The organism is Streptomyces sp. NPDC040545 (genome assembly GCF_055595065.1).
On sequence record NZ_JBVIWA010000020.1, the window covers coordinates 61,366 to 83,000 of the forward strand.

The 21,635-nt window shown below is 69.5% G+C and carries 15 protein-coding genes and 6 pseudogenes; 13 read left to right on the forward strand and 8 right to left on the reverse strand.

The genetic code is table 11. From position 1 onward, the window contains the following. Positions 1–278: 278 nt before the first annotated feature. From ACZ573_RS30450 to istB, 5 genes and pseudogenes are all read left to right on the forward strand, one after another. Positions 279–1,199: a hypothetical protein gene (locus tag ACZ573_RS30450; RefSeq protein ID WP_471310262.1), complete on the forward strand. Its 921-nt coding sequence runs from the start codon at positions 279–281 to the stop codon at positions 1,197–1,199. Positions 1,200–1,612: 413 nt separating this feature from the next. Further along, on the forward strand, positions 1,613–2,251 hold the full coding sequence (locus tag ACZ573_RS30455) for a LysE family translocator (protein WP_471310265.1): 639 nt from the start codon (positions 1,613–1,615) through the stop codon (positions 2,249–2,251). A 392-nt stretch (positions 2,252–2,643) separates the two neighbouring features. Next, on the forward strand, positions 2,644–2,907 hold the full coding sequence (locus ACZ573_RS30460) for a hypothetical protein (protein WP_471310268.1): 264 nt from the start codon (positions 2,644–2,646) through the stop codon (positions 2,905–2,907). Between the two features lie 422 nt (positions 2,908–3,329). After that, entirely contained in the window at positions 3,330–4,028 is a 699-nt protein-coding gene (locus ACZ573_RS30465) for a transposase family protein (protein ID WP_471310271.1), read from the forward strand. A 273-nt stretch (positions 4,029–4,301) separates the two neighbouring features. Then, positions 4,302–4,996, forward strand: a pseudogene (gene istB / locus ACZ573_RS30470) (IS21-like element helper ATPase IstB); the annotation flags it as partial. Positions 4,997–5,090: 94 nt separating this feature from the next. On the opposite strand, the gene ACZ573_RS30475 reads toward istB, so the two are convergent. After that, the gene (locus ACZ573_RS30475; RefSeq protein ID WP_471310273.1) at positions 5,091–5,633 is read right to left on the reverse strand and encodes a DUF6882 domain-containing protein; all 543 of its coding nucleotides are present in this window, start codon (positions 5,631–5,633) and stop codon (positions 5,091–5,093) included. 129 nt (positions 5,634–5,762) lie between these two features. Here ACZ573_RS30475 and ACZ573_RS30480 point away from each other — a divergent pair, with 129 nt between their 5' ends. Beyond that, on the forward strand, positions 5,763–6,098 hold the full coding sequence (locus tag ACZ573_RS30480; protein ID WP_471310276.1) for a hypothetical protein: 336 nt from the start codon (positions 5,763–5,765) through the stop codon (positions 6,096–6,098). Between the two features lie 59 nt (positions 6,099–6,157). Beyond that, positions 6,158–6,514 (forward strand): annotated as a pseudogene (locus ACZ573_RS30485) (transposase); the annotation flags it as partial. A 28-nt stretch (positions 6,515–6,542) separates the two neighbouring features. On the opposite strand, the gene ACZ573_RS30490 reads toward ACZ573_RS30485, so the two are convergent. Together ACZ573_RS30490 and ACZ573_RS30495 are read right to left on the reverse strand one after the other, a co-directional pair. Next, positions 6,543–6,887: a hypothetical protein gene (locus tag ACZ573_RS30490; protein WP_471310278.1), complete on the reverse strand. Its 345-nt coding sequence runs from the start codon at positions 6,885–6,887 to the stop codon at positions 6,543–6,545. 435 nt (positions 6,888–7,322) lie between these two features. Further along, positions 7,323–7,574, reverse strand: coding sequence for a hypothetical protein (locus ACZ573_RS30495; protein WP_471310281.1), 252 nt, complete (start codon positions 7,572–7,574; stop codon positions 7,323–7,325). 841 nt (positions 7,575–8,415) lie between these two features. Between ACZ573_RS30495 and ACZ573_RS30500 the strand changes: the two are divergent. Next, a pseudogene (locus tag ACZ573_RS30500) lies at positions 8,416–8,655 on the forward strand (IS110 family transposase); the annotation flags it as partial. Between the two features lie 177 nt (positions 8,656–8,832). Here the strand turns inward: ACZ573_RS30500 and ACZ573_RS30505 are convergent. Next, complete coding sequence (locus ACZ573_RS30505; RefSeq protein ID WP_471310284.1) at positions 8,833–12,906, reverse strand: nSTAND1 domain-containing NTPase; 4,074 nt, start codon at positions 12,904–12,906, stop codon at positions 8,833–8,835. A gap of 1,361 nt (positions 12,907–14,267) precedes the next feature. Here ACZ573_RS30505 and ACZ573_RS30510 point away from each other — a divergent pair. Further along, entirely contained in the window at positions 14,268–15,350 is a 1,083-nt protein-coding gene (locus ACZ573_RS30510) for a serine hydrolase domain-containing protein (RefSeq protein WP_471310287.1), read from the forward strand. 6 nt (positions 15,351–15,356) lie between these two features. Next, positions 15,357–15,481, forward strand: a pseudogene (locus ACZ573_RS30515) (IS5/IS1182 family transposase); the annotation flags it as partial. 562 nt (positions 15,482–16,043) lie between these two features. Here the strand turns inward: ACZ573_RS30515 and ACZ573_RS30520 are convergent. Then, positions 16,044–16,349, reverse strand: a pseudogene (locus tag ACZ573_RS30520) (JmjC domain-containing protein); the annotation flags it as partial. Between the two features lie 69 nt (positions 16,350–16,418). On the opposite strand from ACZ573_RS30520, the gene ACZ573_RS30525 reads away from it, so the two are divergent. Both ACZ573_RS30525 and ACZ573_RS30530 read left to right on the forward strand, forming a co-directional pair. Beyond that, positions 16,419–16,646, forward strand: coding sequence for a hypothetical protein (locus tag ACZ573_RS30525; RefSeq protein ID WP_471310290.1), 228 nt, complete (start codon positions 16,419–16,421; stop codon positions 16,644–16,646). 1,004 nt (positions 16,647–17,650) lie between these two features. Continuing rightward, a complete protein-coding gene (locus ACZ573_RS30530) occupies positions 17,651–18,094 on the forward strand; it encodes a hypothetical protein (protein ID WP_471310291.1) in 444 nt (147 codons plus the stop codon). Positions 18,095–18,259: 165 nt separating this feature from the next. Here ACZ573_RS30530 and tpg read toward each other — a convergent pair. Next, positions 18,260–18,784 (reverse strand): annotated as a pseudogene (gene tpg / locus ACZ573_RS30535) (telomere-protecting terminal protein Tpg); the annotation flags it as partial. Between the two features lie 79 nt (positions 18,785–18,863). Beyond that, on the reverse strand, positions 18,864–19,391 hold the full coding sequence (locus ACZ573_RS30540; RefSeq protein ID WP_471310293.1) for a nuclear transport factor 2 family protein: 528 nt from the start codon (positions 19,389–19,391) through the stop codon (positions 18,864–18,866). Positions 19,392–20,015: 624 nt separating this feature from the next. Between ACZ573_RS30540 and ACZ573_RS30545 the strand changes: the two genes are divergently transcribed. Then, entirely contained in the window at positions 20,016–20,687 is a 672-nt protein-coding gene (locus ACZ573_RS30545) for a hypothetical protein (protein WP_471310294.1), read from the forward strand. 267 nt (positions 20,688–20,954) lie between these two features. Here the strand turns inward: ACZ573_RS30545 and ACZ573_RS30550 are convergent, their stop codons facing one another. Beyond that, positions 20,955–21,401, reverse strand: coding sequence for a hypothetical protein (locus tag ACZ573_RS30550; RefSeq protein ID WP_471310297.1), 447 nt, complete (start codon positions 21,399–21,401; stop codon positions 20,955–20,957). Positions 21,402–21,635 lie beyond the last annotated feature (234 nt).

The following is a 21,635-nucleotide window of genomic DNA, read 5'->3' on the forward strand; positions in this document are numbered from 1 at the left end:
CGGGGGATGCGGCGGTGTCCCGCCGGGCGGTGCGTCTCGCCCCCAGTGCGAACGTCGCGGCTCTTGGGATGGTGCCGGCTTCGGTGTTGCTGGGGAGCGAAATCCCCACCGACATGGTGTGTCTGGACGGGGTGTGTGATCCGAACACGGTGCTGGTGCGGTTGCGTGCGGCGGCTGTGACTCCGGGTCCGTTGTTCGTCTATCTCTCGGGCCGGCTCACGGCCGGCCGGCGTGGCCGCGGTCTGTTTCTGGCTTTGGCGGGGACGGCGCGGGCAGCCGTGCGTTACACGGCAGTGCCGTGGGACTGGGTGGTGGGTGAGTTGCGGGCTCGTCCCGCCGGGTCGACGAGGGTACTCGTCGATCTGGCGGCGGACAGGGAGGCGTGGTCGCTGCTCCAGGAGTGGGGTGGTCTGCCGGGCCTGCCGGGCGGGGTAGTGGTCGGGGTGGTGTGCCCGCCGGGTTTCGCGGCGGGGAGCGGTGCGGTCAGCGGTTACACGCGGCAGTGGATCGAGCAGTTGCGCCGTGGTCCCGTCCGTCCGGCCGATGTGCAGCTGCACGCTCTGGCGGCGGGGGCGGCGGGTCTTCCGCCGGGTGCGCTGGTCCTGCCGACCGCCCGCGAGCTGGGCATGGGTTCCGGTCCGTCGCCGCAGCGGCAGCAGCCGGGCCCGCAGGGGGCGGACCGGCGGGGAGGGCGGCAGGACCGGGGCGAGCCGGCCGCTCCGCCCGCGGGCGGGCTGCCGGGTGGGGATCCGGGCGGTGATCCGCGTCCGTACATCCATGCGCTGGCGACCGTCGGCCGTCATTCGGAGGCGGCTGCTCTGGCCGGAGCCTGGGAGGAGCACGTCCGGCAGCTGTACGGGTTCTCCTCGCCGGAGGCGCTCCAGTGGGTGGAGATCCGTGCGGATCTGGCTCGGATGGCGGGCGATTTCCCGCTGGCGACGGGGCTGTGGATGGGGGCCTGCCGGGTCCGGCTGTCCGGTCAGAGGGCGGCTGCTCCCGAGGTCCATGCCGCGGCGGCGGGGGCGTTGTACTGCTGGTCCCAGGTCACGGACCGGGCTTCGGCGGTGGAGTCGGGGCCCGAACTGGTCGCTCTTCTGGGGGCCCTGCCCGCCCTGGATCCCCGTTACGTACGGCTGGCGCAGGCACGTCTGGACGCCCTGCGCGGCCCCGCGCTGCCCCACGCCGCCGTTCCCACCTGAGCCCGGGGGACCGGCTGGGGGCGTGGTCCGGTCGTCGGGGGAACGAGGCGGGCTTCGGCGACGGCGACCCCCGGCACACCGCGGCCGCCGCCCGCGACGCACTGCTGCGCCTGACACGCCCGGCCTGCATCATCGGGCTGCACACCGGAGAACTCACCCACCAACAGGCGGCCGCCCGGTTCGAAGCAGAGGCACACACCCCCAGCACTCGCCGCGCAGCAGGCCACGCGCTGCCTGCTCGACCCCCAGGCAGGCGACTACACCCGCAGGAAGTTCGCGATCCTCGACCTGCGTGACCGGGCCCGCCAGCACTGGGGGCCCGGCTTCACCCACACCCGCTTCCACACGGCGCCGCTCAACCTGGGCGCACCACCACTGACCCTGCTGCCGGCTCTGCTCGGAGCGGACCGGCGATGAGCGTCCTTTCCGACCCGCAGCAACTGCTGCTCTTCGTGGGCGCGTCCGCCGCCCCCGTAGGCCTGCCCGGACCGAGCCTCGTCCACATCTGCACGCGCAGCATCGCCCAGGGCACCGGCGCCGGGATGGTCTCGGCACTCGGGGTGGAGACCGGCACCCTGATACACGCCCTCGCCACCGCCTTCGGAGCCGCCGCACTCGTCTCCGCCGAACCGGCAGCACTGAAAGCCATCACCCCGCTCGGCGCCGCCTACCTCCTCCACCTCGGAATCCGTTCCCTCACCGGAGCCGGCTCGCCCGGCGACTCGGCCCAGCCCGTACCCAGGAGGCTGTGGAGCGTCTACCGCGAAGGGATCCTCGTCAATGCCCTCAACCCGAAGGTCATGCTCTTCTTCCTGGCCTTCCTGCCACAGCGGGTAAGCCAAGATGCCAGCTGCGCACAAACCCGCGCGGAACTGCTGATACTCGCCGCGATCACCTTCACGGTCGCGCCGGCCATGGACCTGGGGTACACGGTCACCGCTGGCGCACTCGCGAGAAGGCTGCGCGGCCGCGCAGCGCCGGGCCGAGGCAGGGCCCGGTACCTCGTCGCCCTGGTCTACCTCGGGCTCGCGGCCGCCGCCATGTTCAGCTGACGAAGCCGCCGGGCGCCAATACAGTGCCCGGACCCGGCCTCCCCGTCCACTGCACGCTCGCCACCCGAGCGCACCGCCGCCGCCCTGCCCCGCGAGCCGGCCCCGGAGTCCGCAGGCCTGTCCGCCACCCTCGCAACCAAGGAGTACCGGGAGCAGGGGGCGGCCGTGTGGGCCGCACACGCGGAAGGGGACCTGCCCACCGCGGTCGCCCTCGCCTACAAAGGTCCTCTGGACCGTGGACCCGTGACCCGTACGCCGTCGGACGAGACCTCTGGGCGACACGGCGGTTTCGGGGCATTCCTCCCCGTATTGGGCATGGCCGCGTGCTAGGGATAGTAAGCCAAGATGCCCGAAATAGGAGGTACTCGAATATGTATGCAACTCTTCTCCGCGTGACGACCGCGCTGGGTGCCGCGGCGGTGCTGGCTGTCTGCGGCGCCGGTGCGGCCAGCGCCGACGGCACGGGGCCGGGCCATTCCGTGGGCAGCTCAGGCATCGGGAACTCGGGCGTCGGCAACGCGGGCGCTCTCAACGGCGGTGTCGGCAACGCGGGCGTCGCCAACTGGGGTCTGGGCAACGCGGGCCTTGGCAACACGGGCATCGGCAGCCACGGCATCGGAAACTCCGGCCTCGGTAGCTCCGGCATCGGTAACTGAGGCGGCTCACGGTCCCGCACCACCGAGTCGCACGACGCGCCCGGCTGACGTCGGGCCGGTCCACCCGGGCCGCCCGTTCCCTGAGCGGTAGGCCCGGGTGTCTGGCGCGGAGCAGCTGGCCTGCGAGGACAGCGCACCGCGCGAACAGAATCGGCTTCACCTGGTCGCACGAGCGCCTGGACACCACCGCCCCCGGCGGCCCGCTGGCCGCCGCCCGCGAGCCTGGCTGCATTGGGGGCCGCCGGGGGTGCGGCTTCAACGCCGTCTCGCTGCCCCTGTGGCTCGCTGCCTTCCGTTCTCGGGTTCTGGCTCAGCTTCCGTGCAGCGGCGACTCTGGGTGACAGCTGGGGGTCGGCAGGCGATGCTCGAAGTCGCCCGAGCATTAGCCGTGGTCAAGGCGGTTGGGCTGACAGTACGGGGCCGTGGAAGAGGTCGTGCTCCGACTGAAGGAGCTGTTGTTCCCGTCGATCGCGAACGTCGCGCTGCTGTCGGTGGACGTGAACATCGCGATAGTGCGTGTTGATGCGAAGTGCACCACGACTGGCGCGGCCTGCCCGGAATGCGGGGCCTGGTCGACCCGCGTTCACAGTTCCTACCTGCAGTTTCCCGCCGACGTGCCCAGCGCCGGGCGAAGGGTCGTGCTGCAACTTAGCGTCCGGCCGTTCCGCTGCCCGACGACCTTGTGTCCGCGCCGGACCTTCGTGGAGCAGATAACCGGCCTGACCCGCAGGCACGGTCAGCGCACGGAACGACTGCGCTCGACCCTCGCGGCACTCGGTCTCGCCCTGGCCGGCCGAGCCGGCGCCCGGCTGGCCGACGTCCTCGGCATGCCCGTGAGCCGGAGCACGGTCTTGCGCCTGGTCAACGCGCTGCCCGAGCCGGAAGCACCGGCGCCGCGGGTGGTCGGCGTCGACGCGTACGCCACCCGCAAGGGCCGCCACTACGGCACCGTCCTCGTGGACGTCGAAACCCGCCGTCCAATCGATCTCCTCCCGGACCGTCACCTGAGCCCCAGCCCGCGACGGTCCCGGCCACGGACCCGACCACGTCGCCATGGCCACGCGGACACCGGTTCGCCGACCGGACCCGATCCCGGCACGCAGCCGTGCACGCCCTGCTGAAGGCAGGGCACAGCCAACGCTCGATCCAGCGACAACTCGGGATGACCTGGCGGACCCTCAAACAGTTCGCCGACGCCGCGAAGTCGGAGGACCTGTTCACCGGCCAATGGCAGAACGGGCCCTCCGTCCTCGACGACTACAAGCCCTACCTGGACGACCGCTGCACCAACGCCCGGAGATGCTCAAGCGCCAGATGTTCGGCCGCGCAGGGTTGCGACTTCTCCGCAAGCGGGTCCTGCTGTCGTGACGCAGAGTTGCCGCCGCACGAAGCTGAGCCACCTGGCCCAGGCCCACGGCGGCGAGCTCGGGCACCTGGACTTCCTGCAGGGTCTCTGCCAGGACGAGATCACCCAGCGCGAGACTGTCGCTTTCCAACGGCGCCTGACTCGGGCGAAGTTCGAGCAGCAGGTCACCCTGGAGGAGTTCGACTTCACCGCCTCCGCGAAGCTTCCCGCCGCCCAGATCCGCGATCTCGGAGCCCTGCCGCTGGCTCCACTCCGGCGAGTCGGTCATCCTCTTCGGTCCGGTCGGGGTCGGGAAAACACACGTCCCAGGCCCTCGGCCACCTCGCGGTCCGCCACGGCGCCCACGTCCGGTTCGCCAAGACCAGCCGGATCCTCGCGGACCTCGCCGGCGGCCACGTGGACCGCACCTGGGACAAGCGGATCCGTGAACTGGTACGGCCCGACGTGCTCATCCTCGACGACTTCGCCGTGCGCCAGCTCGGAGCGGCCCAGGCCGATGACCTCGATGAACTGGTCAGTGAACGGCAGGGCAGGTCCCTCATCATCACCAGCAACCGGGCACCCAGCGACTGGTATCCGCTCTTCCCCGACCCCGTCGTTGCCGAGTCGCTCCTTGACCGGCTGATCAACACCAGCCACCAGGTCATCATGAACGGCCCCAGCTACCGCCTGGACAAGCGGCCCAGGAACCCCACTGACAAGAACGGAAAGACGACCCCATAAGGAGATCTGCCCACCGCATCACCCGGATCGGTGCTGGCCGGGCCCTGCTGAAGGCTAGGCACCGATCACTCACGGCACCGCGCTGCCGGTTCGGCTAGTCGATATTGATGTTGAAGGTGGACGTGCTGCCATCCGCAGCGGTCAAGGTGACCGGCCCGAACGTGATGATCGCGACGGAGTTGCCTCCCGGGCCCCGATAGAAGCCGGTTGCCCTGGTGATCCGGACGGCCAGAGCCGCGAGGGTTGCCGCGGCCTGCTCGTCGGCGTCGACCTTCGGTTGAGCCAGAGCGTGATGGCCATGTGCTTCTGCCCAGTTCCGAACGGTTCGGGCGTCGCGGCTCATCTCCGGGAGAATGCTCTCGTTCGCCCAGGCCCACAGCCACGAGCCCGACGAAGGGCTGAAGCTGGCCAGGATCTGGGCGGGCGCCGTCGCGGTCTTCTCGGGGAAGGTCCACGTGATGAGGCCCGTCCTCTGATCCAGGCCCCAGCGGTCCGCCGAGCCCAGCCCCCAGGACACGTGCGCCCGAGCCAGCTGGTCGATCACGTCTTCGCCCTGCAGCAGCAGCGTGCTCAGGTCAGCCGGATCAACTACCTGCCCAGGGCTCTCCGACTTGCTGGCCCGCTTGAACAATCCCATGCCGCGAAGTCTGCCAGAGGCCCCTCACCAGCCGACGACCCCCTCATGCCCAGGCACCACCGCGCCAGCCGACCAGGTGGGGAAATGCGCGAACGCCCACAGATCGGTCCGGGATGAGATCGTTCCCGCATGGCCGACACAGACGAAGCAGAAACCGACGTTGAGCACGCCGTCATCGCCCACTATCGACTGGCCGATGACGGCCTCGGCGAACCCAGCCAACGGGAGGTCGTCCGCCAGGCGCAGTCCCTGCTGACCGAGGCGATCGAGCAGGCCGACGTCGGCGAGTTCGATGGAAACGAATACGGAGGCGGCGAGGTGGCCCTCTACGCCTATGGACCGGACGCCGACGCACTCTTCACTGTGATGGCCCCCATCCTGCACGACCTGCCGTTCCGCCCGGCACACGTCCTCTTGCGCTACGGCTCGGGCGGTGCGGCTGTCGAGCGTCGAGTGGACCTCTGACGAGACGAATCACGAGCCCGCGGACAGACGGGAACCTGGGGAATTACGCGATCGTCCGCGGAGACGACCGGAAACGCTTCGCCGACGCTCGCGGCCTGAAGGCCTGCGCCAGCGCCTCGCCCATCACCCGGGCGTCCGGCAGGAAGTGCAGCATCACCCGACGCTGGGTGAAGAACGACCGCCTCAACCACGCCGGATACCTCTGGGCGCTCTCCGCGATCACCGCCTCGCCCGGCGCCAAAGCCCACTACCGGCGACGCCGCGACAACCACGCAGACCGGCACGCCGCCGCCCGGCGGAACCTCTTCAACCGCATGATCGGCCAGCTTTATCACTGCCTCCAGCAGGACGAGCGCTTTGACGAGGCACTCGCTTTCCCGGCTCCGCCCGACGAGGTCGGCACGGCGGCCGCATGACCAGAGGCCCGTATCTCACCGGCAGCGATCAGAAGCATGTCCAGCGGGTCAGGCGGCCCGACACAGCACGGAACCTCTCACACCCTGCCGCGACGCTCGCGTCCCACAGACCTGAGGCGTCACCGCTCAGCGAGAGGGACTGGAGCCGTTGTTCCTCGGCTAGGAAGCGGGCTCCTGGCACGTTCTGGTCGAGCATGCCCATCGCGGTGAGCGCCGCATGGCCGCAGGACGCCGCGTCTTCAGCGTTTCCCGGGCCGTGGGAAAGCAGGGCATACCGGAGGCAGAGGGCGGCGAAGAAGGCGTAGGTGTCGGCGACATCTGTGATCCCCTCCTCGTTCGGCCGAAGCTCCCAGAACTGCTCCAGCTGGCGCACGCCCTCGGCGGCGTCGGCGAGCGGCCGGTCGGCATGCCAGAGATCTTCACCCGTCGTCGGCAGTAGGCCGCCGCATGCAATGGGCGCCCACGCAGAACGCTCGGCTGGGAATCCCAGCCGAGCGCCTGCACAAACCGCTCGCGGTTTGATGTGTTACGGCTGTGTTGCAGCGACCGCTGGAAACAGCCGTGGACGCTGGCCCCCTCGGGGGCCGCGGTGGTCCCACTTGGGGCTGCTGTGAAGATCCTGATCAGCCGGCTGCCAGCGTTTACGGGACGGGCACCGAGCGCCGGGGTACCGGCTCCGGGCCGCTGGTCCACGAGAAGAGCGGAGAACCCGGTTCATCCGTGGCACCGGAGAGCCTCAGGGGTCTCCATGGGTGCTGCGCACTCTCGTGATAAGACGCTGGTTCCGGAGCTAGCCTGAGCAGGAGGCTCAGGGCACCAAGATGTACAGGGCGTACTTGTTGGTCCCGCGGAATTCGCAGTAGGCGGAGCCAGCGTAGGAATCCCTCCGTGCCTCGCATCCCGCCTTGGTGAATGTGCCGATGTACTTCACGTACGACGGCGCCACGGTCCGTGCCTGGTCGGCTTGAGAGAGCGAGGGTGTTGCCTGTGCTGCGGCGGTACCGCCCATCAGCACGGTCGCTCCCAGAGTAACGCTGGTGAGCAGCATACGTGCGCGCATGTTCGTCTCCTCCTTGTGCGGATGTGTGAAGCAAGGAGCCCCAAGGCGGCCCGCGGTGCTCCACGGGGCGGGGCCCTTGGCCTTGCATCACCGATTCCATCGGCTTGCGCATTGTTCGGCAGGGGTGTCCTGGCGGCCGAACAATCGCCGGACGCGACCTTCTTGCCGGCACGGAGCGCACATAGGCTGGCCGGCGGTCCAGGGCGTACATGGGGGTAGGAGTGTGGCGGGGCGTCGTGAGGTGCCGTTAGACCCTGATTCGGGTCCGGTTCAGCGGTTCGCATTCGAGCTGCGCGAACTGCGTTCGAAGGCAGGTGGAATGGCCTGCCGGACACCGGCGCAGTGGGCCGGTTATCCGGTCACGATGCGCTCCCAGGCGGCAGCGGGTGAACAGTTGCCGACACTGCCGGTGGTGCTGGCATACGTGGCGGCTTGCGGGGGCGACGACAGGGAAGGGGAGGAGCGGTGGAAGCGGACGGTGGAGGCGCTTGCCGTCTCGGGCCCAGATGACGGAGGCTCCGACGGCGAGCCCCCTCATCTGATCTGTAGGCGGTCCGAATTCGTTCGTGCAAGGGCTCGATCCGCTTCACGCCGGTGACGGAGGTCTTGAGCCCCCCTGGCCCGCGAGGCCTCCTCAAAGAGCGGCACCGTCACCGGCAATTTCGCGGGGCGACGCGGGCCCCGGGCTGATGCCTCCGTTTCCCCTGGCCGTATGAGGCCTATGTCAAGAGCGGCACGGCCCGGGGGCGTGACGACCGCGAAACCTGCGGCGCCTTCCAAACGTTGAACGTCACGGCGCGAGCCCGCCCCAGGGCCGACTTCTTCACCACCCGCGAGCCCGCGGCCTCTGCCGGCCGACTCCGAACTCGCCCGGGCCATCACCGTGCTGGCCTGAGTCCAGCAAGACACCGTCTGGAGCCGGCAGCAGATCGCCAACCAGGTCCGCCACTCTTGCGCAAGTTCTTCCCCCGCTGCCCTCCTTGCTTTCCAGAGCAAGAAGGGCGGCTTGACCCGGCCCGACGCCCGGGCCGTTCTTGCTCTGGTACCTATCCCGGCCAAGGCCGCCCGGCTCACACTCGCCTAGCTACGGGCCGCCCTCAGGCGCAGTGGCCGCACCCGCTCCTGCGGACTTGGCCGGGCGAGCGGCGGCAGGCCCTGCGGCGACGGTGGCGGCCCGGGAGCGGCGGCCTTCGCCCAGTGCCGACCAGATCGAACAGCGTCCGTGCCACGCGTGCGGCAGCCGCGTCCGGCCGGCCGATCAAGGACAGATGCGCCGGTCAGGCTCGCCATGGACCAGGGCTCGCCACGTATCGGCGGGCAGGGGCACTCCTGCGCGCCTGCACACCTGGGCGGCGACCTGCTCCGGGGCCACGGCGTAGGTCTGCAGCGGTACGTGTTCCGCGGCCGCGTAGAGCTGCGCGCCGTCGCTGCTGAAGGCCAGGGACAGCACCGGACCTCCCGTCGTGGGGAGGGGGGAGCCGAGGGCACTGGCGGAGCCGGTGTCCCACAGGCGCAGTGTGCCGTCCTTCCCTGCTGCTGCCAGGGTTCGCCCGTCCGGGGAGAAGGCGAGCGCCGAGACGCGGCGGGCGGCGCGGCCGTCTCCGACGGCGGTCGGGGGCAGGCCGCCCAGCGATCGGCGGGCGTCGCCGTCCCATACGGTGACCTGGCCCGCTTCGTCGCCGGAGGCGAGGTACTTGCCGTCAGGACTGAAGGCCAGAGCCGTCGTCGCATCCGGGGTGAGGGTCCGTCGTGTGACCTGTCCGGTCTGGAGGTCGAGCAACTGGCCGTGGTCGGTTGCCAGGATCCGTCCACCGGGTTTCACCGCAAGGGCCTGGCCCCCGACCCGCAGGACTTCGTGTGCCAGCGTCCGGTCGCGCACGTTCCAGAATTCGATCCTTTCGTCCTCGGGTATGCGGGAGGCGATCAACGACCCGCCGTCCGGACGGAAGATAATCCCGTTGACGGCGTTGAAGGGTACGACGTCCGCCGCTGCCCCGGCCGGGGCGGTGTTGGTGCGCGACACGTCCAGGGAACCGGTCACACGACGGGCGGCGACGTCCCACAGGGATACCACTTCCGGCGGTATGGACGTTGTGGGGTCGCTGACCCCGTAGGCGAAGACCCCTCCGTCGGGGTGGAAGGCCATGTGGACCGGGCATGGTTGCGCGCTCGGCCTCCCGGCGTGAACCGGGCAGTGAGCAGGAGGCAGATCGGCCAGTACGACGCCCCTGCGGCCGTCGTGCAACCGGATGCGGATATCGCCGTCGGGGGTGTCGCGGTGGGCGAGGGCGAGCGTGGCGCCGTCCGGGCTGAAGGAGGCTGCCTCGGCCGCGCTGCTCTGCCAGGGGGCATCCACCACCCCTTCCAGGGACAGGGACCGCACCACCGTCTGGGACCGGCCGGCGAAGTAGCGGATCCGGCGCTCGTCCATGTCAAGCGCGAGGTCGGTGACCGCCTCGTCGGAAGCCGGATTGCGAAAGATCGGCAGGGCCGGCTCGTTGACCCTCCAGAGCATCACCTCATCGGTGTCGTTCGCCGCCATGAAACGTCCGTCCGGGCTGAATCGGAGTTCCCTCAACCCCTCGTGCAGGATCTTCGGCAGTTCGGTCCCGGAGGCGATGTCCCACCTCCGGACGCCGGCAGGATCGCGCAGCACGAGCTGCTGACTGTCAGGAGTGAACTGGAAGCCCTCTTGGGCGCAGTCGTCCGCGGTCGGGGTGGGAGCCCACGGTGTGGGCAGCAGCCGGTGCCGGGCCACGTCCCAGAGCTGGAAAGCGGCCCCGGGCAGGCAGAGCGCCACCTTGGCGTCGTCCGGGCTGACCTGGACATCGGGAAAGGGGTAGCCGGGCGCCAGCCTGCGTTGCAGGCGCAGCCGTAGGTTCGTCCAGGACGGGATCTCGAACAACTCCCCGGGTCCGGGCAGGGGCAGGTGGCGCTCCGCCTGCTGCTCCCACAGCACCCCTCCGGTCTCCACGTCCCGCAGCTCCACCACCATGTCCGGGCCATCAGTCATGCGGTACAGGGCCAGGATGCGTCCGCTCGGACTCCACTCGACCCCGTCGCCGTCCCACTGGCGGCCCTCGCGCACCCGGCCCGCCTCCGTATCCCAGAGTTCGACCCGCCGGTCCTCGCGTACCAGGCTCACCGTGCGACCGTCGGGGCTCGACACCGCCGCCTGGGCAAGGCGGTCGCCGAGCCCCGGGTACGACGCCGTCTGCCGGTGGCTGCGTACGTCCCACCGCACGGTCTGCCCTGCGCCGACGCTGAGCAGACTGCGACCTCCCTGGCCGAGGTACCGGACGGCCGAGGGATCGGCGTCGGGATCGGTGAAGGCGTCCTGCTCCTTCTGCACCGCGGCGCTCATCAAGGCCGAACGGGTCTCGGGAAGGTCGGCCAAGGACCACGAGGCAATGCTGAGCTGCATGGCGGCGATCGGATCGCTTCCGCGCAGGCTGACGGCCAGTGCCGCGACACGGCGTGCCTCGGCCCGTAGCCGCTCCCGCTCCTGGGACGTGCTCTGCTGCCACGCCAGCAGGACCGCGACGAGCGCGAGCGCCGCGACGACGGACACGCCGGCCTTCATCTGTCGCAGGCGGCGGATCGTACGAGCAGCGGCCCGGGCCTCCCGGTCACGTTGGGCGATGCTGTCGGTGAGGAAGGCTCGTTCGGGGCCGGTCAGACCAGCCCCGTCCCCGCCCCTGCCCCCGGTCCCGGTCCCGGTCCCTGTGGAGCCGAAGTGGTCGACCGCCGTCTCCAGGAGGCTGCCGCGGTAGAGGGCGCCGGGATCTCTGCCCAACTCATGCCAGGCCCGCGCCGCCTCGGTCAGCTTGCGCTGTGCGCGCAGGCGTTCGCGGTCCTCTTCGATCCACGCGCGCAGCCTCGGCCACGCGGTCAGCACCGCCTCGTGGGCGAGCTCGACGCTGCCGTCGTCCAGGGTGATCAGGCGTGTCCGGGTGAGCACCTCCAGCACGTGCGCGGCTTCCTCGTCGAGGCCGGAGGCCTCCAACTCCGAACGGCGGACCGACCGCCGGGTGTCGGGCGTCCCCTCTCCGGGGGCCACGAGACGCAGCAGCACCAGGCGGGCCGCGGCCGCCTGTGCTTCGGTGAAGCCGGCGTAGGCCGCTTCGGCAGTCTTCGCGATCGCCCCTTCCAGCCCGTCGGCCGCCTCGTAGCCCGCCAGAGTCAGCGTCTTTCCCCGGCGCCGCCGCCAGGTTTCCAGCAGCACGTGCGACAACAGCGGGAGACCGCCCGGGGCACTCGACATCTCCTGAACGAGCCGGGCGGTCAGCGCGCGCTCCACGGTCAGCCCGGCAGCGGAGGCGGGTTTGATGATGGCGTCGCGCAGCTCCGCCGGACTCATCGGACCGGCAAGCAGATGGGCATCGCGGAGCGCGGTGGCCAACCCCGGATGGGCAGAGCAGTGACCGTAGAAGTCGGCGCGGACGGCGAGGAGGACCCGTAATCGACTCTCGGGATGCCGGGCAGCCAGAAGCAGGTTGATGAACCGGTCGCGCTCGGCCGGATCCCGGCAGAGGGTGAAGACCTCCTCGAACTGGTCGACGATGACCAACGTGTCCTGCCCGGCGCCGTCGCTGCTGCCTGAGTCGCCACCATCGGTGTCGGCGGCGAGAAGAGGACCGCGGTCCCGTGCCGGTCGATCGCCCGGGGTCAGGATCCGGATCGCGGAAGGACGCAGGGCCGGGTCCCGGGAGGCCCGGAGGGCGGGGACCAGTCCAGCGCGCAGCAGGGAGGATTTGCCGCTGCCGGACGGGCCGAACACGGCCGCGAACCTGCGGCGGCGCATCAGGTCGACCAGATCGGCCGTGAGCCCGGTACGACCGAAGAACCGATCGGCATCATGCGCCTCGAACCGCGCCAGACCACGGTACGGAGGCTCCGCGTCCTCGCCGGCGTCCCCCGTTGCCGAGGCGGCTGCCTTCTCGACCGCCTCCTTCCACTTGTCCTCCCACTCGGAGGGGTCGCCTCCGCACGCCGCTACGTAGGCCAGCACCACCGGAAGCGTCGGCAACAGCTCACCCGCCGCCGCCTGTGAGAGCGTCGTGACCGAGTACCCCGCCCGCTGCGCAAGCACGCGGTAGGTCATGCCGCCCGCCTCCGTGCGCAACTTGCGCAGCTCGAACGCGAAACGCTGTACCGGACCGGCCCCGGCATCCACCGGCACCTCACGACGCCCCGCCACACTCCCACCCCCACGGCTGCCTGGACCCGGCGACCAACTTAGGCACCCTTCACCGCCCTGGAAAGAACGCGTCCCAGCCAGTGTTCGGCCCCCGCAACGCCCCTGCTGAACAATGCGGCAACCGCTGAACATCGGTGATGTGAGCGGCGGGGGGCCGCTCCGGAGAGGCCTGGGCAAGCCGCCTCGGACAGCGGCTTGCCCAGCCTGGCCGGAGTGCGCCGGACACGGCGGCGTTGGCTTTGTCGGTGCGTTTCAGTGACGCCAAGGGCGGCATGTCGTTGCGGGCGATCATGCGGAACTACGGTGTCGGGTTCGAGACCGGGCAGAAGGCCCTGATCTCGGCGTTGCCGGAACCTCGGAAGAAGATGGAGCCGCGGGAGACACGGCTGGACCCCTGCAAGCCGGTGATCGACGGCATCCTCACTGCCGATCTGACCACCCCGCGGAAGCAGCGGCACACTGTCAAGCGGAGCTACGAGCGGCTGCTGGACGAACGTGCCGCCGATGTCTCCTACCAGCTGGTCCGCGGCTACGTCGCATACGCGACATGCGACCTCACCAGCCCCTCGGGCCGTCTACTGCTCGACGCTGGGCACGGCGAGGGGATCGGCGGGTGCCTTACGATCCCGTCCACAGCACTGCCTCACCCTCGGCCCACCGGGGCGACGCCTGTCGCCCCGGCGGGCCGTGTACCCGCTGAGGCGGGTGCCAGACGGGCCGGGGAAACGGGATGGCCCAGAATGACGGCAGGGCTGAGCCGTACGCCGAGCAGGCCACCCTCGCGGCAGGGCCGCCCGGCGTCCGACCGCAGCCAGTGCAGGCGAACACGGACGCCAACCGGCCTGGACGAGCCCGCCCGCCGCCGGACCGCGCGAACCCACCGACATGACACGGCATGCCCACCAGGAACCGGAATGGACTCCTGCTCCACTAGTCGGCTCCTGGAGCCGTCTCGGTGACTTCGCGGGGCCAGGTCAGTCGGACCTGTTTCAGGCGCACGCGGTGCTCGGCGATCCAGGCGCCCTGGGGGCGGGTCGCCTGAACGCCAGTGTAGGGAGATGGCTCGTCAGCAGGAGAAGGTCGATGCCGAAAAGGGGCGACGCTGGTGGCGTCCAGGCACCTAAGCATCTGATCCAACCGCTGGCAGGTCGCCTGGGCCACGGCCCGTCGGCCGTTGGTGAAGACGCAGCAGCCGCCGCACGCATCAGGGGTCACGGGCCGGCGGCCACGGGCCGCGCCTGCCGGAACCACCCGATTCCGGCTCGGCTCCTCCTGGTCCCGGGGGATAGCCCCACCCGGGACGGGCCGGGTGGCATGATCGCCGAGGACGGGCACCCCCGGAGAGGCTGGGAGCGGCAACCGCTGGATTCCCAACCTTTCGTAGGAGTTGGCCCGTGCACGCACAGTCATGGCACACGTTTCGTTCTTCCTGTCGGCAGCAGGGTGGCCGGCGCACAGCCGCGACGGCCGCTGCCGCGGTGGCCGTCTGCGCGATGACGCTGGGCGCCCTGGCGCCGCCCGCGGCATCCTCCGCCCGGCCGGACGCGGTCCAAAGGGGTCTCGACGCGCTGGTGCGTTCCGACGGCCTGCCCGCCGCGCTGGCGAGCGTCCAGGACGTCAAGGGCCGCGCCCGTACCTACACCGCGGGGGTGGGCGACCTGGCCACGGGGGCGAAGGTGCCGGATGACGGGCAGGTGCGCGTGGGCAGCACCACCAAGACCTTCACCGCGGTGGTCGTCCTGCAACTGGTGGCCGAGGGAAAGATCAGCCTCGACGACAAGCTCGACACCCATCTGCCGGGCCTCGTCCGCGGAGAAGGGATCGACGGGCGCGGCATCACCGTCCGTCAGCTGCTCCAGCACACCAGTGGGATTCCCGACTACGAGAAGGAGGTCGACAACGCCTTTCTCCAGCGCCGGTACCTGGAACCCCGCGACATCCTGGACATCGCCCTGCGGAAGAAGGCCGACTTCGCACCCGGGACGAGCTGGGCTTACAGCAACACGAACTACGTGCTGGCCGGCCTGATCGTCCAGAAGGTCACCGGCCGGCCGCTCGGCGAGGAGATCGACAAGCGGGTGGTCCGGGCCGTCGGACTACGCCACACCTACTTCCCGACCGCGGGCGACACGACCGTCCGGGAACGCCATCCCCGGGGCTACCGCCAGGAATCGGCGGGTGGGCCGTGGCGCGACGTCACGGACATCGACCCGTCCGCGAGCTGGGCGGCGGGACAGATGATCTCCACCAACTCCGACCTCAACCGGTTCTACACCGCGCTCCTGGCCGGCGACCTGCTGGAGGACGCGCAGCTCGCCGAGATGCGCACCACCGTCCCCCTCGGGGACACCGGGGCCGGGTACGGACTCGGGATCATGAGCAGGCCGCTGTCGTGCGGCGGCCTCTACTGGGGCCACGGCGGCGACATCATGGGGTACGAGACCCGCGGCGGGGTCACCGACGACGGCCGCGCGGCGGCGAACGTCACGGTGACCGCCGTGCCGACCGATGTGGCGACCACGAGGCGCGTCGAGAGCGTAGTGGACACGGCCCTGTGCGCCGCGAAGCAGAAGTAGTGGGGGTTGCGGGCTGAGTCGGTGCGGGTGGAGACGTTCACGGGCTTGCGGATGACCGGTTCGCGAAGTGGGTGAAGGCGGTGCGGGAGCGGACCTGGTGCCTGCCGCTGGCAGACCAAGTGCTGTTGGTGCCGTCCGCCACCCCACCAACCCCACGATGTGGCACCCACTTTGTCGCTGACTGTGTGTGGTCGCTGTGGCGACGACGGGGCAGTTGACGGTTCGAGGCTGTGGGGTTCCAGTCGTTCTATGGCTGGCCAGGCGCACAGCCGCACCCGCGTCCTGTTCCCGCTGACACCGTGCGCCCCTGCCTGCGCCCCTTCCCGCCCAGGGATGACCCGGCGCAGGTACTCCTCCCGTACGGCCTCGCGGTCCGCCAGCGGCGGGACGTCGGCCAGGGCGTCCAGGGCCGCCAGCATCTCCTTCCACCACGTCTCGGGCAGGCCGGGGTCCTCGTCGAGGACGGGGCGCGGGGAGGCCATCGGGTCGGGGGCGAGGGTGGAGCGCCTCGAACACCTCCTTGCGCAGCTGCTCGGCGTACGCGGTGCGCTCGGCGGGCCCGGCCACCGTGGGCACGTTCGCGCGCAGGGTGGGGGAGTGGAGGAGCTGCCCGGCCAGCCAGACCAGGAGGTGGTGGCCGGTCGCCGGGGTCAGCCCGCACGTCAGGTGCAGGGAGCGGCCCTGGGTGGCGGCGACGGCGTGCCACCCGCCCCGCGCCACGTACAGCATGTCCCCGGCCTGCAGGACCACCTCGACCAGCGGCGGCCCCTCTGGCTTCTCGGGCGCTTCGACGTCCAGGCGGAGCGGGTCCGTGCGGGTCGCCCCGTACAGGTTCCAGCGCTTCGCGCCTTCGAGCTGGACCACCACGACGTCGTGGCCGTCCCCAGTGGATCCCGAAGGCCTCGGTGGGATGGCCGGTGGCCGCCGAGCGGTGGACGACGTCCGCACCCTGGCCGAGCAGCGGGGTGCTGTGCCGGTGCTCTCCGCAGGCGACTGCATCCTTCGGCCTACTGTGATTTCGGCCCTGTGGAGGACGATCTTGCGGCAACGTCGCGAGAGGCTTGATCCGTGCGAACAACCATCGGATACACCGTCGAAAGCATCGGCTACGTCATAGGAGCCCAGGGGCTGATCAGCTTCGCTTCGCAGACCTTCTTCGGTACGGAGTGGGGCTGGATGCACAAGGTCGTCGACCTTCCGTCCACCGCCTACCTCGGCGTTCTCGCCGTGGGGCTGGCGCTCATCGCCTGCGGAGTGAAGACGCGGAAGGCGCCCGAGCGCCATCGGGCCGTCTGACCTGCGGGCCTTTCAGCCTGGGGGCTCACCCACTGGATGATCCGCGCCCTCGACCAGGGACCATCACCATCGCCGGTCCGGGGCTTCGCCGCGTTCCTCAGAATGACCGGGACGCTGTCGTGAACGGCCTCAGCCTGCCCTGGACCTCTCGTGGAGGTCATCCACCGGAGTGCGTACCGGCAGCCCTCGGATACGACCACGGTAGTCGTCCTCCCATGCCCCCTCGATCTCGGAGACGGCTTCGAGATCGAGTGGAGCCCGCCCTCGGCGCGGTCGACCAGATACGGACCGTGTCCCACCAACATCGCGGCTGCATTGCGCGTTCGCGGCGTACTCCTCCGATTGGACGTAGACCTTCCAGACGAGCTCGTGCTATCACGCCCGTGATCACGATCCGCCGGACCTGCTCGGCCCCAGCGGCGACCCACGCCTGATGGCCACGCCCCAGCTGTTCCTCCACGATGCGTATCGCGTCATCCCGTCCGATCACAACCGCAGCATCACCCGGTACGTCAGCTCGCCACCAGCGGATTTCCCCTCATCAAGCTCTCTCACCCGCAGGGGCCGAGACCCCCCCGCGCCGAACCAACACGAAATATCCGCCACAGCCGATTTCAGGAAGCGCCATCACAGCAGGGCCATTCCCACGTACGCGCCGCTACAGGCTGCGTGCCGGCATCCCCACGCTCCGGTAGGGCGGGAGACCCCGGCAACGTGCCGGGGTCTCCCGCCGTTGGCAGCGAGTCGGCCGCACCCACCGACTCCTCGCCGGCGTCAGGTGGTGGGCATCGTGAGGAGGGTGAGCAGGACATGGGCAGAAGGAAAGGCACCGGAGGACACCTTCACCGAGACGGTCGAACACCGGATCGCATCCGCTGTACTCCTGAAGGGTGATGCAGAGCCTTTCCGACCCTCTGTCGCACGCCGGCGGGGAAGGGATCCGCCTGGCCCAAAAGATCAGCGGCGGCCCTCGCGGGCGCCGCACGACACAAGTGGAGTCGGCCATGGCACCCGTACCGAACGGCACCTACTCGATCACCCGCCCTCCCGAGCAGCTGCTCACGATGCTGGAAGGGGCACCGGAACCCAAGACACCCGTTGTCCTGCTGCCGCCCACCGGCAACCCCGGCGAGCAGGAATGGCAGCTGGAGAAACTCAGCAACGGCAACTACACGATCCGCAACCTCCGCAGCGAAACCTATGTCTCCTACGACGGCGACCCGGAGATGAACAAGCCGGTCATCGGATACCCCGAGCCGCGTGAGTGGTCGCTCTATCAGAGCGACCAGCCGCACACCTTCCACGTCGTCGTCCCCGGAGGTCCCGTCGACGGCGAGGAGCTGGCCCTGGACCTCAGCCTGCTGCGGATCTTCCCGCCCCGTATCGCCCTGAGGCCACTCGAGGTCGGCAACCGACGCCAGGCGTGGACCTTCCAGTTCATGGAGTAGAGACGTGCACCGGGTGCCCGGGTCGGCAGCCGGCCCGGGCACCGCCCCGAAAACACCGCCCCGCCCACACCAGCCGCTCGCCGGATGACAACCATCCCGATTCTGTGTCAACTGTCGTGCTTCGGCTCAGCCTGCTGCGGGTGGGCGCGACCGCCCGGAGTGCTCTCAGAAGGAGGCGTCGATGTAGTCGATGTCGGTGAGTTCGACTTCGAGGTGGCCGGCGCGGGTTCCGCCGTCCTTGAAGTAGATGTCCTGGAGGCCTTCGGCGACGATCGCCCGCAGTTCCGGATCCTGGGCGCCTTGTTGCCGGGCGTCGAAGAGGCACTGCGCGTAGGCGGGTGGGAGGTGGACGGTGAGGCGTCCCATGCGGCCGTCGTCGGTGGTGCCGATGGGGGCGGTGTACCCGAACTGGGCGCGGGTCTCGACGGTGATGCCGGTGCGGGTGGCGGCTTCCTTGCGGCGGCGGTCGCGGACCTTGGGCTGCCGGCAGGCGCGTACGGCAGCGTCGATGCGGTCGGTGATCGCCTTCGGTGGGGTCTTGCGTGCGCCGGTGCGGTAGCGCTCGACGGAGCGCTGGCTGACGCCGAGCTCGGCTGCCACGGCGCTGGTCGTCTTCAGCTGTTTCATCAGGAAGGGCACAGGGTCGGGATCCCTCGGGGTGCAGCGACGCCGTAGATGTTGCTGAACACGGCGAAACCCTTGCGGTCGACGCGTCGGCCTCCGGAATCCGGAGCGGGTTCCGGAGGCCGACGTGACCGGGGCTCCTGGGTCAGACCGCGAACCACACCTTCTCGATGCGGTTGGGGCCGACCTCATACATCGCGACTGCTGCCCGGGAGCCGTCTCCCATGAAGCCCGTCACGATCTCTTGGTCGATCACGATCCGACCGTGGACGACACGCGAGACGAGCTTCGCATGGAGGTCCGGGCTGGCGTCGAAGAGGGCGGCGTACCGTTCCCGGAAGGCTGGGCCCGAGCGGTCGGCCATCACCTCGCCGGACGGGAATGCGTGCACCGGGACGTTGTCGGCGTAATAGGCCAGGAACGCTTCCAGGTCACGCGCGTTGTAGGCGGACAGCTGGCCGTCGACGATCTCCTCCGGGGACATGGGGCACCTTTCTTTCGTCGGTTCTCTTGTCGGTTGTGCGGTCAGGCCGCCGGCACCTGCGGGGTGCGGCGTGAGCGGATGCGGATGACGAGGAGCGCGCGCGACGCCCCCGGTGACGTGCAGCAGGTCGAGGAGCAGCAGACCGTCGGACAGCTCCAGCTCCAGCTCCAGCTCCAGCAACAGGCCCACGGCCTGCTCGCCGACGCCGAAACACCACACCCAGATAGAAGATCATGCTGGGTCGGACCTGGCCGAGGCGGTCCCCGGGTACCGGCTCCAGGATCCGGGCGTTGGTGAAGTGGATCCAGTAGGCGTTGACGAAGGTCAGCACCACGTAGGGCGTCATGTGTACGCCGAACGCCCCACTGCCGGCCAGGGCGCTGACCGCCCCGCACACGCTGAGGACCGCCGCGACACGAAGGCTCAGCGCCATGCCGACTCGGGCCGCCGCAGCAGAGGAGCGGTCAGCCAGAATGCCAGCCCGCCCGTAGAGGAACCAGGCGCCGGAGAAGAGGCAGCTTGACGGTCGAGCCGGATTCCAACTTCTCCGCAAGATGATCCTGCTTCAGTGACACTCCGCGACCACTCCTAAGATCAGTCCCAGAACCGGGAAATGAGGGCAGCGTCGCCGTCTCGGTGGGCCTTGCGGTCGATGCCGAGGGCGGATCAGCCGTCGCGACCACCTCAGAGGCTGGACTCCGGTTGATCATCATCGGGGGCAGCTGACAGGATCATCTGACGGTGCGACAGCCTGACGGCTAGTCCGATGAGCTAGGGGGGCGGGGAATGCAGTTGGGGTCCGGCATTGGTTCGATGACGGCGGTCCTGATGGCGCTGGCGGCGTTTACCACCGCCTGTGGAGGTGGCGGCTCCGATCCGACTGGCGAGAAGCCGCAGACTGGCGACCAGTCGGCAGCAGGCGCCAGCGCGGGCACGGGTGCGGGTGCGGGTTCAGGCAAGTCGAAGGGCGGCAAGGTGGACTTCGACACCGTGTTCAACACCGAGGACCGGATCCGGCAGGCACTCCCCGACCCGGGGGCGATGAAGGGCTGGAAACCGAAGACCGGCCGCGCGAAGACAGAGGAGCAGCCCAAGTCTGCGGCGGAGTGCGGTCCGGACACGCATTGGGACTGCACCAGCATCGCGGACGGTTCGGTGAAGTTCGAGGCGGCCGGCGAGAACGCCTACTTCGACATCCAGGCCTACGCTGACAAGAAGGCCGCCGAAGCCGCGTGCAACAGGGAGAAGGACTGGTCGGCCAAATACGCCAAGGTGGAGGTGGCTCCGGTCCCCGGCGTCGAGGGGCACGCGTACTACCGTAACGCCGGTAGTTTGGACGGCCTCGACCTCACCATGTGCCTGGGCACGATCATCGCCCAGGTAAGGATAGAGGACGCGGGAGGCAGCTCCCTGGACCTGGCCACCGTCAACTCCTTGGCCCAGCTCTTCGTCCCCCGTATCCAGAAGGCTGCCTCAGCCTCCTGAACCATCCTGAGGGTGCACGAGAGCATCGGCGTCCGCCGTCACGGGCTGGCGGCGGACACCAACAAGCGGACCTCCTGGAGCTATTTCTGAGAAGCCGTTGTCGTATCGCGAAGTTCGCCTGGCGGTCGAACGCGGGTTCCCGGTTGGGTGATCTTCCCGTGGTCGGGGCATGAAGGCAGGGCCTCCCGAATAGCGTGCCTGTACGGGCAGGTCAACGCCTTCGGTGGAGTGATCAGCGGGCTCCGCGGATGCCCCAGGTCTTGTGGATCAGCGGATTTGGGTAGTGGCCGCGGTGATGAAGGCGTTGAGGGCGTCCTGCAGATCTTGCTCGCGGTTGGCCAGTTCGGTTCTGGTGGATGCCGTGCGTATTGGAGTGATGGCATCGAAGGCCGAGGCAGCAAGAGCGACGAGCGTGGAGTCTTCGGCGAGGAGACGGACTTGGAACTGGGCGTTCTCTGTGGCGGCGCCAAGTCGGTCGCACTCTGTGAAGGCGTGTCGCGTCTCGGGGCTGTTGGGGGCTTCCTGTAGACAAAACCAGAGGGCGATGGTGGCTCGCTTGAGTGCCGTAACAGCTCCTGCGTAGGCACTGTAAGTCGTCAGACGTTCCTGTCGCAGCTGCTGGGAACGGGCGAAGACCTCTGCTTGTACACTCGTACGGCGCTGGACGGCAAAGGTGATGATTGAACCCAACAGGGTTCCCGAGACAGCGATCAAGCTGGCTAGCACAGCCTCCATATCCGCATCTCACCACACAGACCTACACCCACACAGCCCCGTTGTCCTATCGCGATTTCGTCTGGCAGTCGAACGCGGGTTCCCGGTTGGGTGATCTTCCCGTGGGCGGCGCATGAAGGATGGGCCTCCCGAACAGCCCGTGGGTGTCGAATCCATCCGGGCGCCAGGAGGCCCTGTGTCACAGTCTTTCGCGCTGTTGCCCGCAGAGTCCAA

Coding starts and splice junctions, on each gene's coding strand:
- ACZ573_RS30455 (WP_471310265.1), top strand. CDS start 1,613: ATGAGCGTCCTTTCCGACCCGCAGCAACTGCTGCTCTTCGTGGGCGCG.
- ACZ573_RS30475 (WP_471310273.1), bottom strand. CDS start 5,633: ATGGGATTGTTCAAGCGGGCCAGCAAGTCGGAGAGCCCTGGGCAGGTA.
- ACZ573_RS30480 (WP_471310276.1), top strand. CDS start 5,763: ATGGCCGACACAGACGAAGCAGAAACCGACGTTGAGCACGCCGTCATC.
- ACZ573_RS30495 (WP_471310281.1), bottom strand. CDS start 7,574: ATGCGCGCACGTATGCTGCTCACCAGCGTTACTCTGGGAGCGACCGTG.
- ACZ573_RS30505 (WP_471310284.1), bottom strand. CDS start 12,906: ATGTTCAGCGGTTGCCGCATTGTTCAGCAGGGGCGTTGCGGGGGCCGA.
- ACZ573_RS30510 (WP_471310287.1), top strand. CDS start 14,268: ATGACGCTGGGCGCCCTGGCGCCGCCCGCGGCATCCTCCGCCCGGCCG.
- ACZ573_RS30530 (WP_471310291.1), top strand. CDS start 17,651: ATGGCACCCGTACCGAACGGCACCTACTCGATCACCCGCCCTCCCGAG.
- ACZ573_RS30545 (WP_471310294.1), top strand. CDS start 20,016: ATGACGGCGGTCCTGATGGCGCTGGCGGCGTTTACCACCGCCTGTGGA.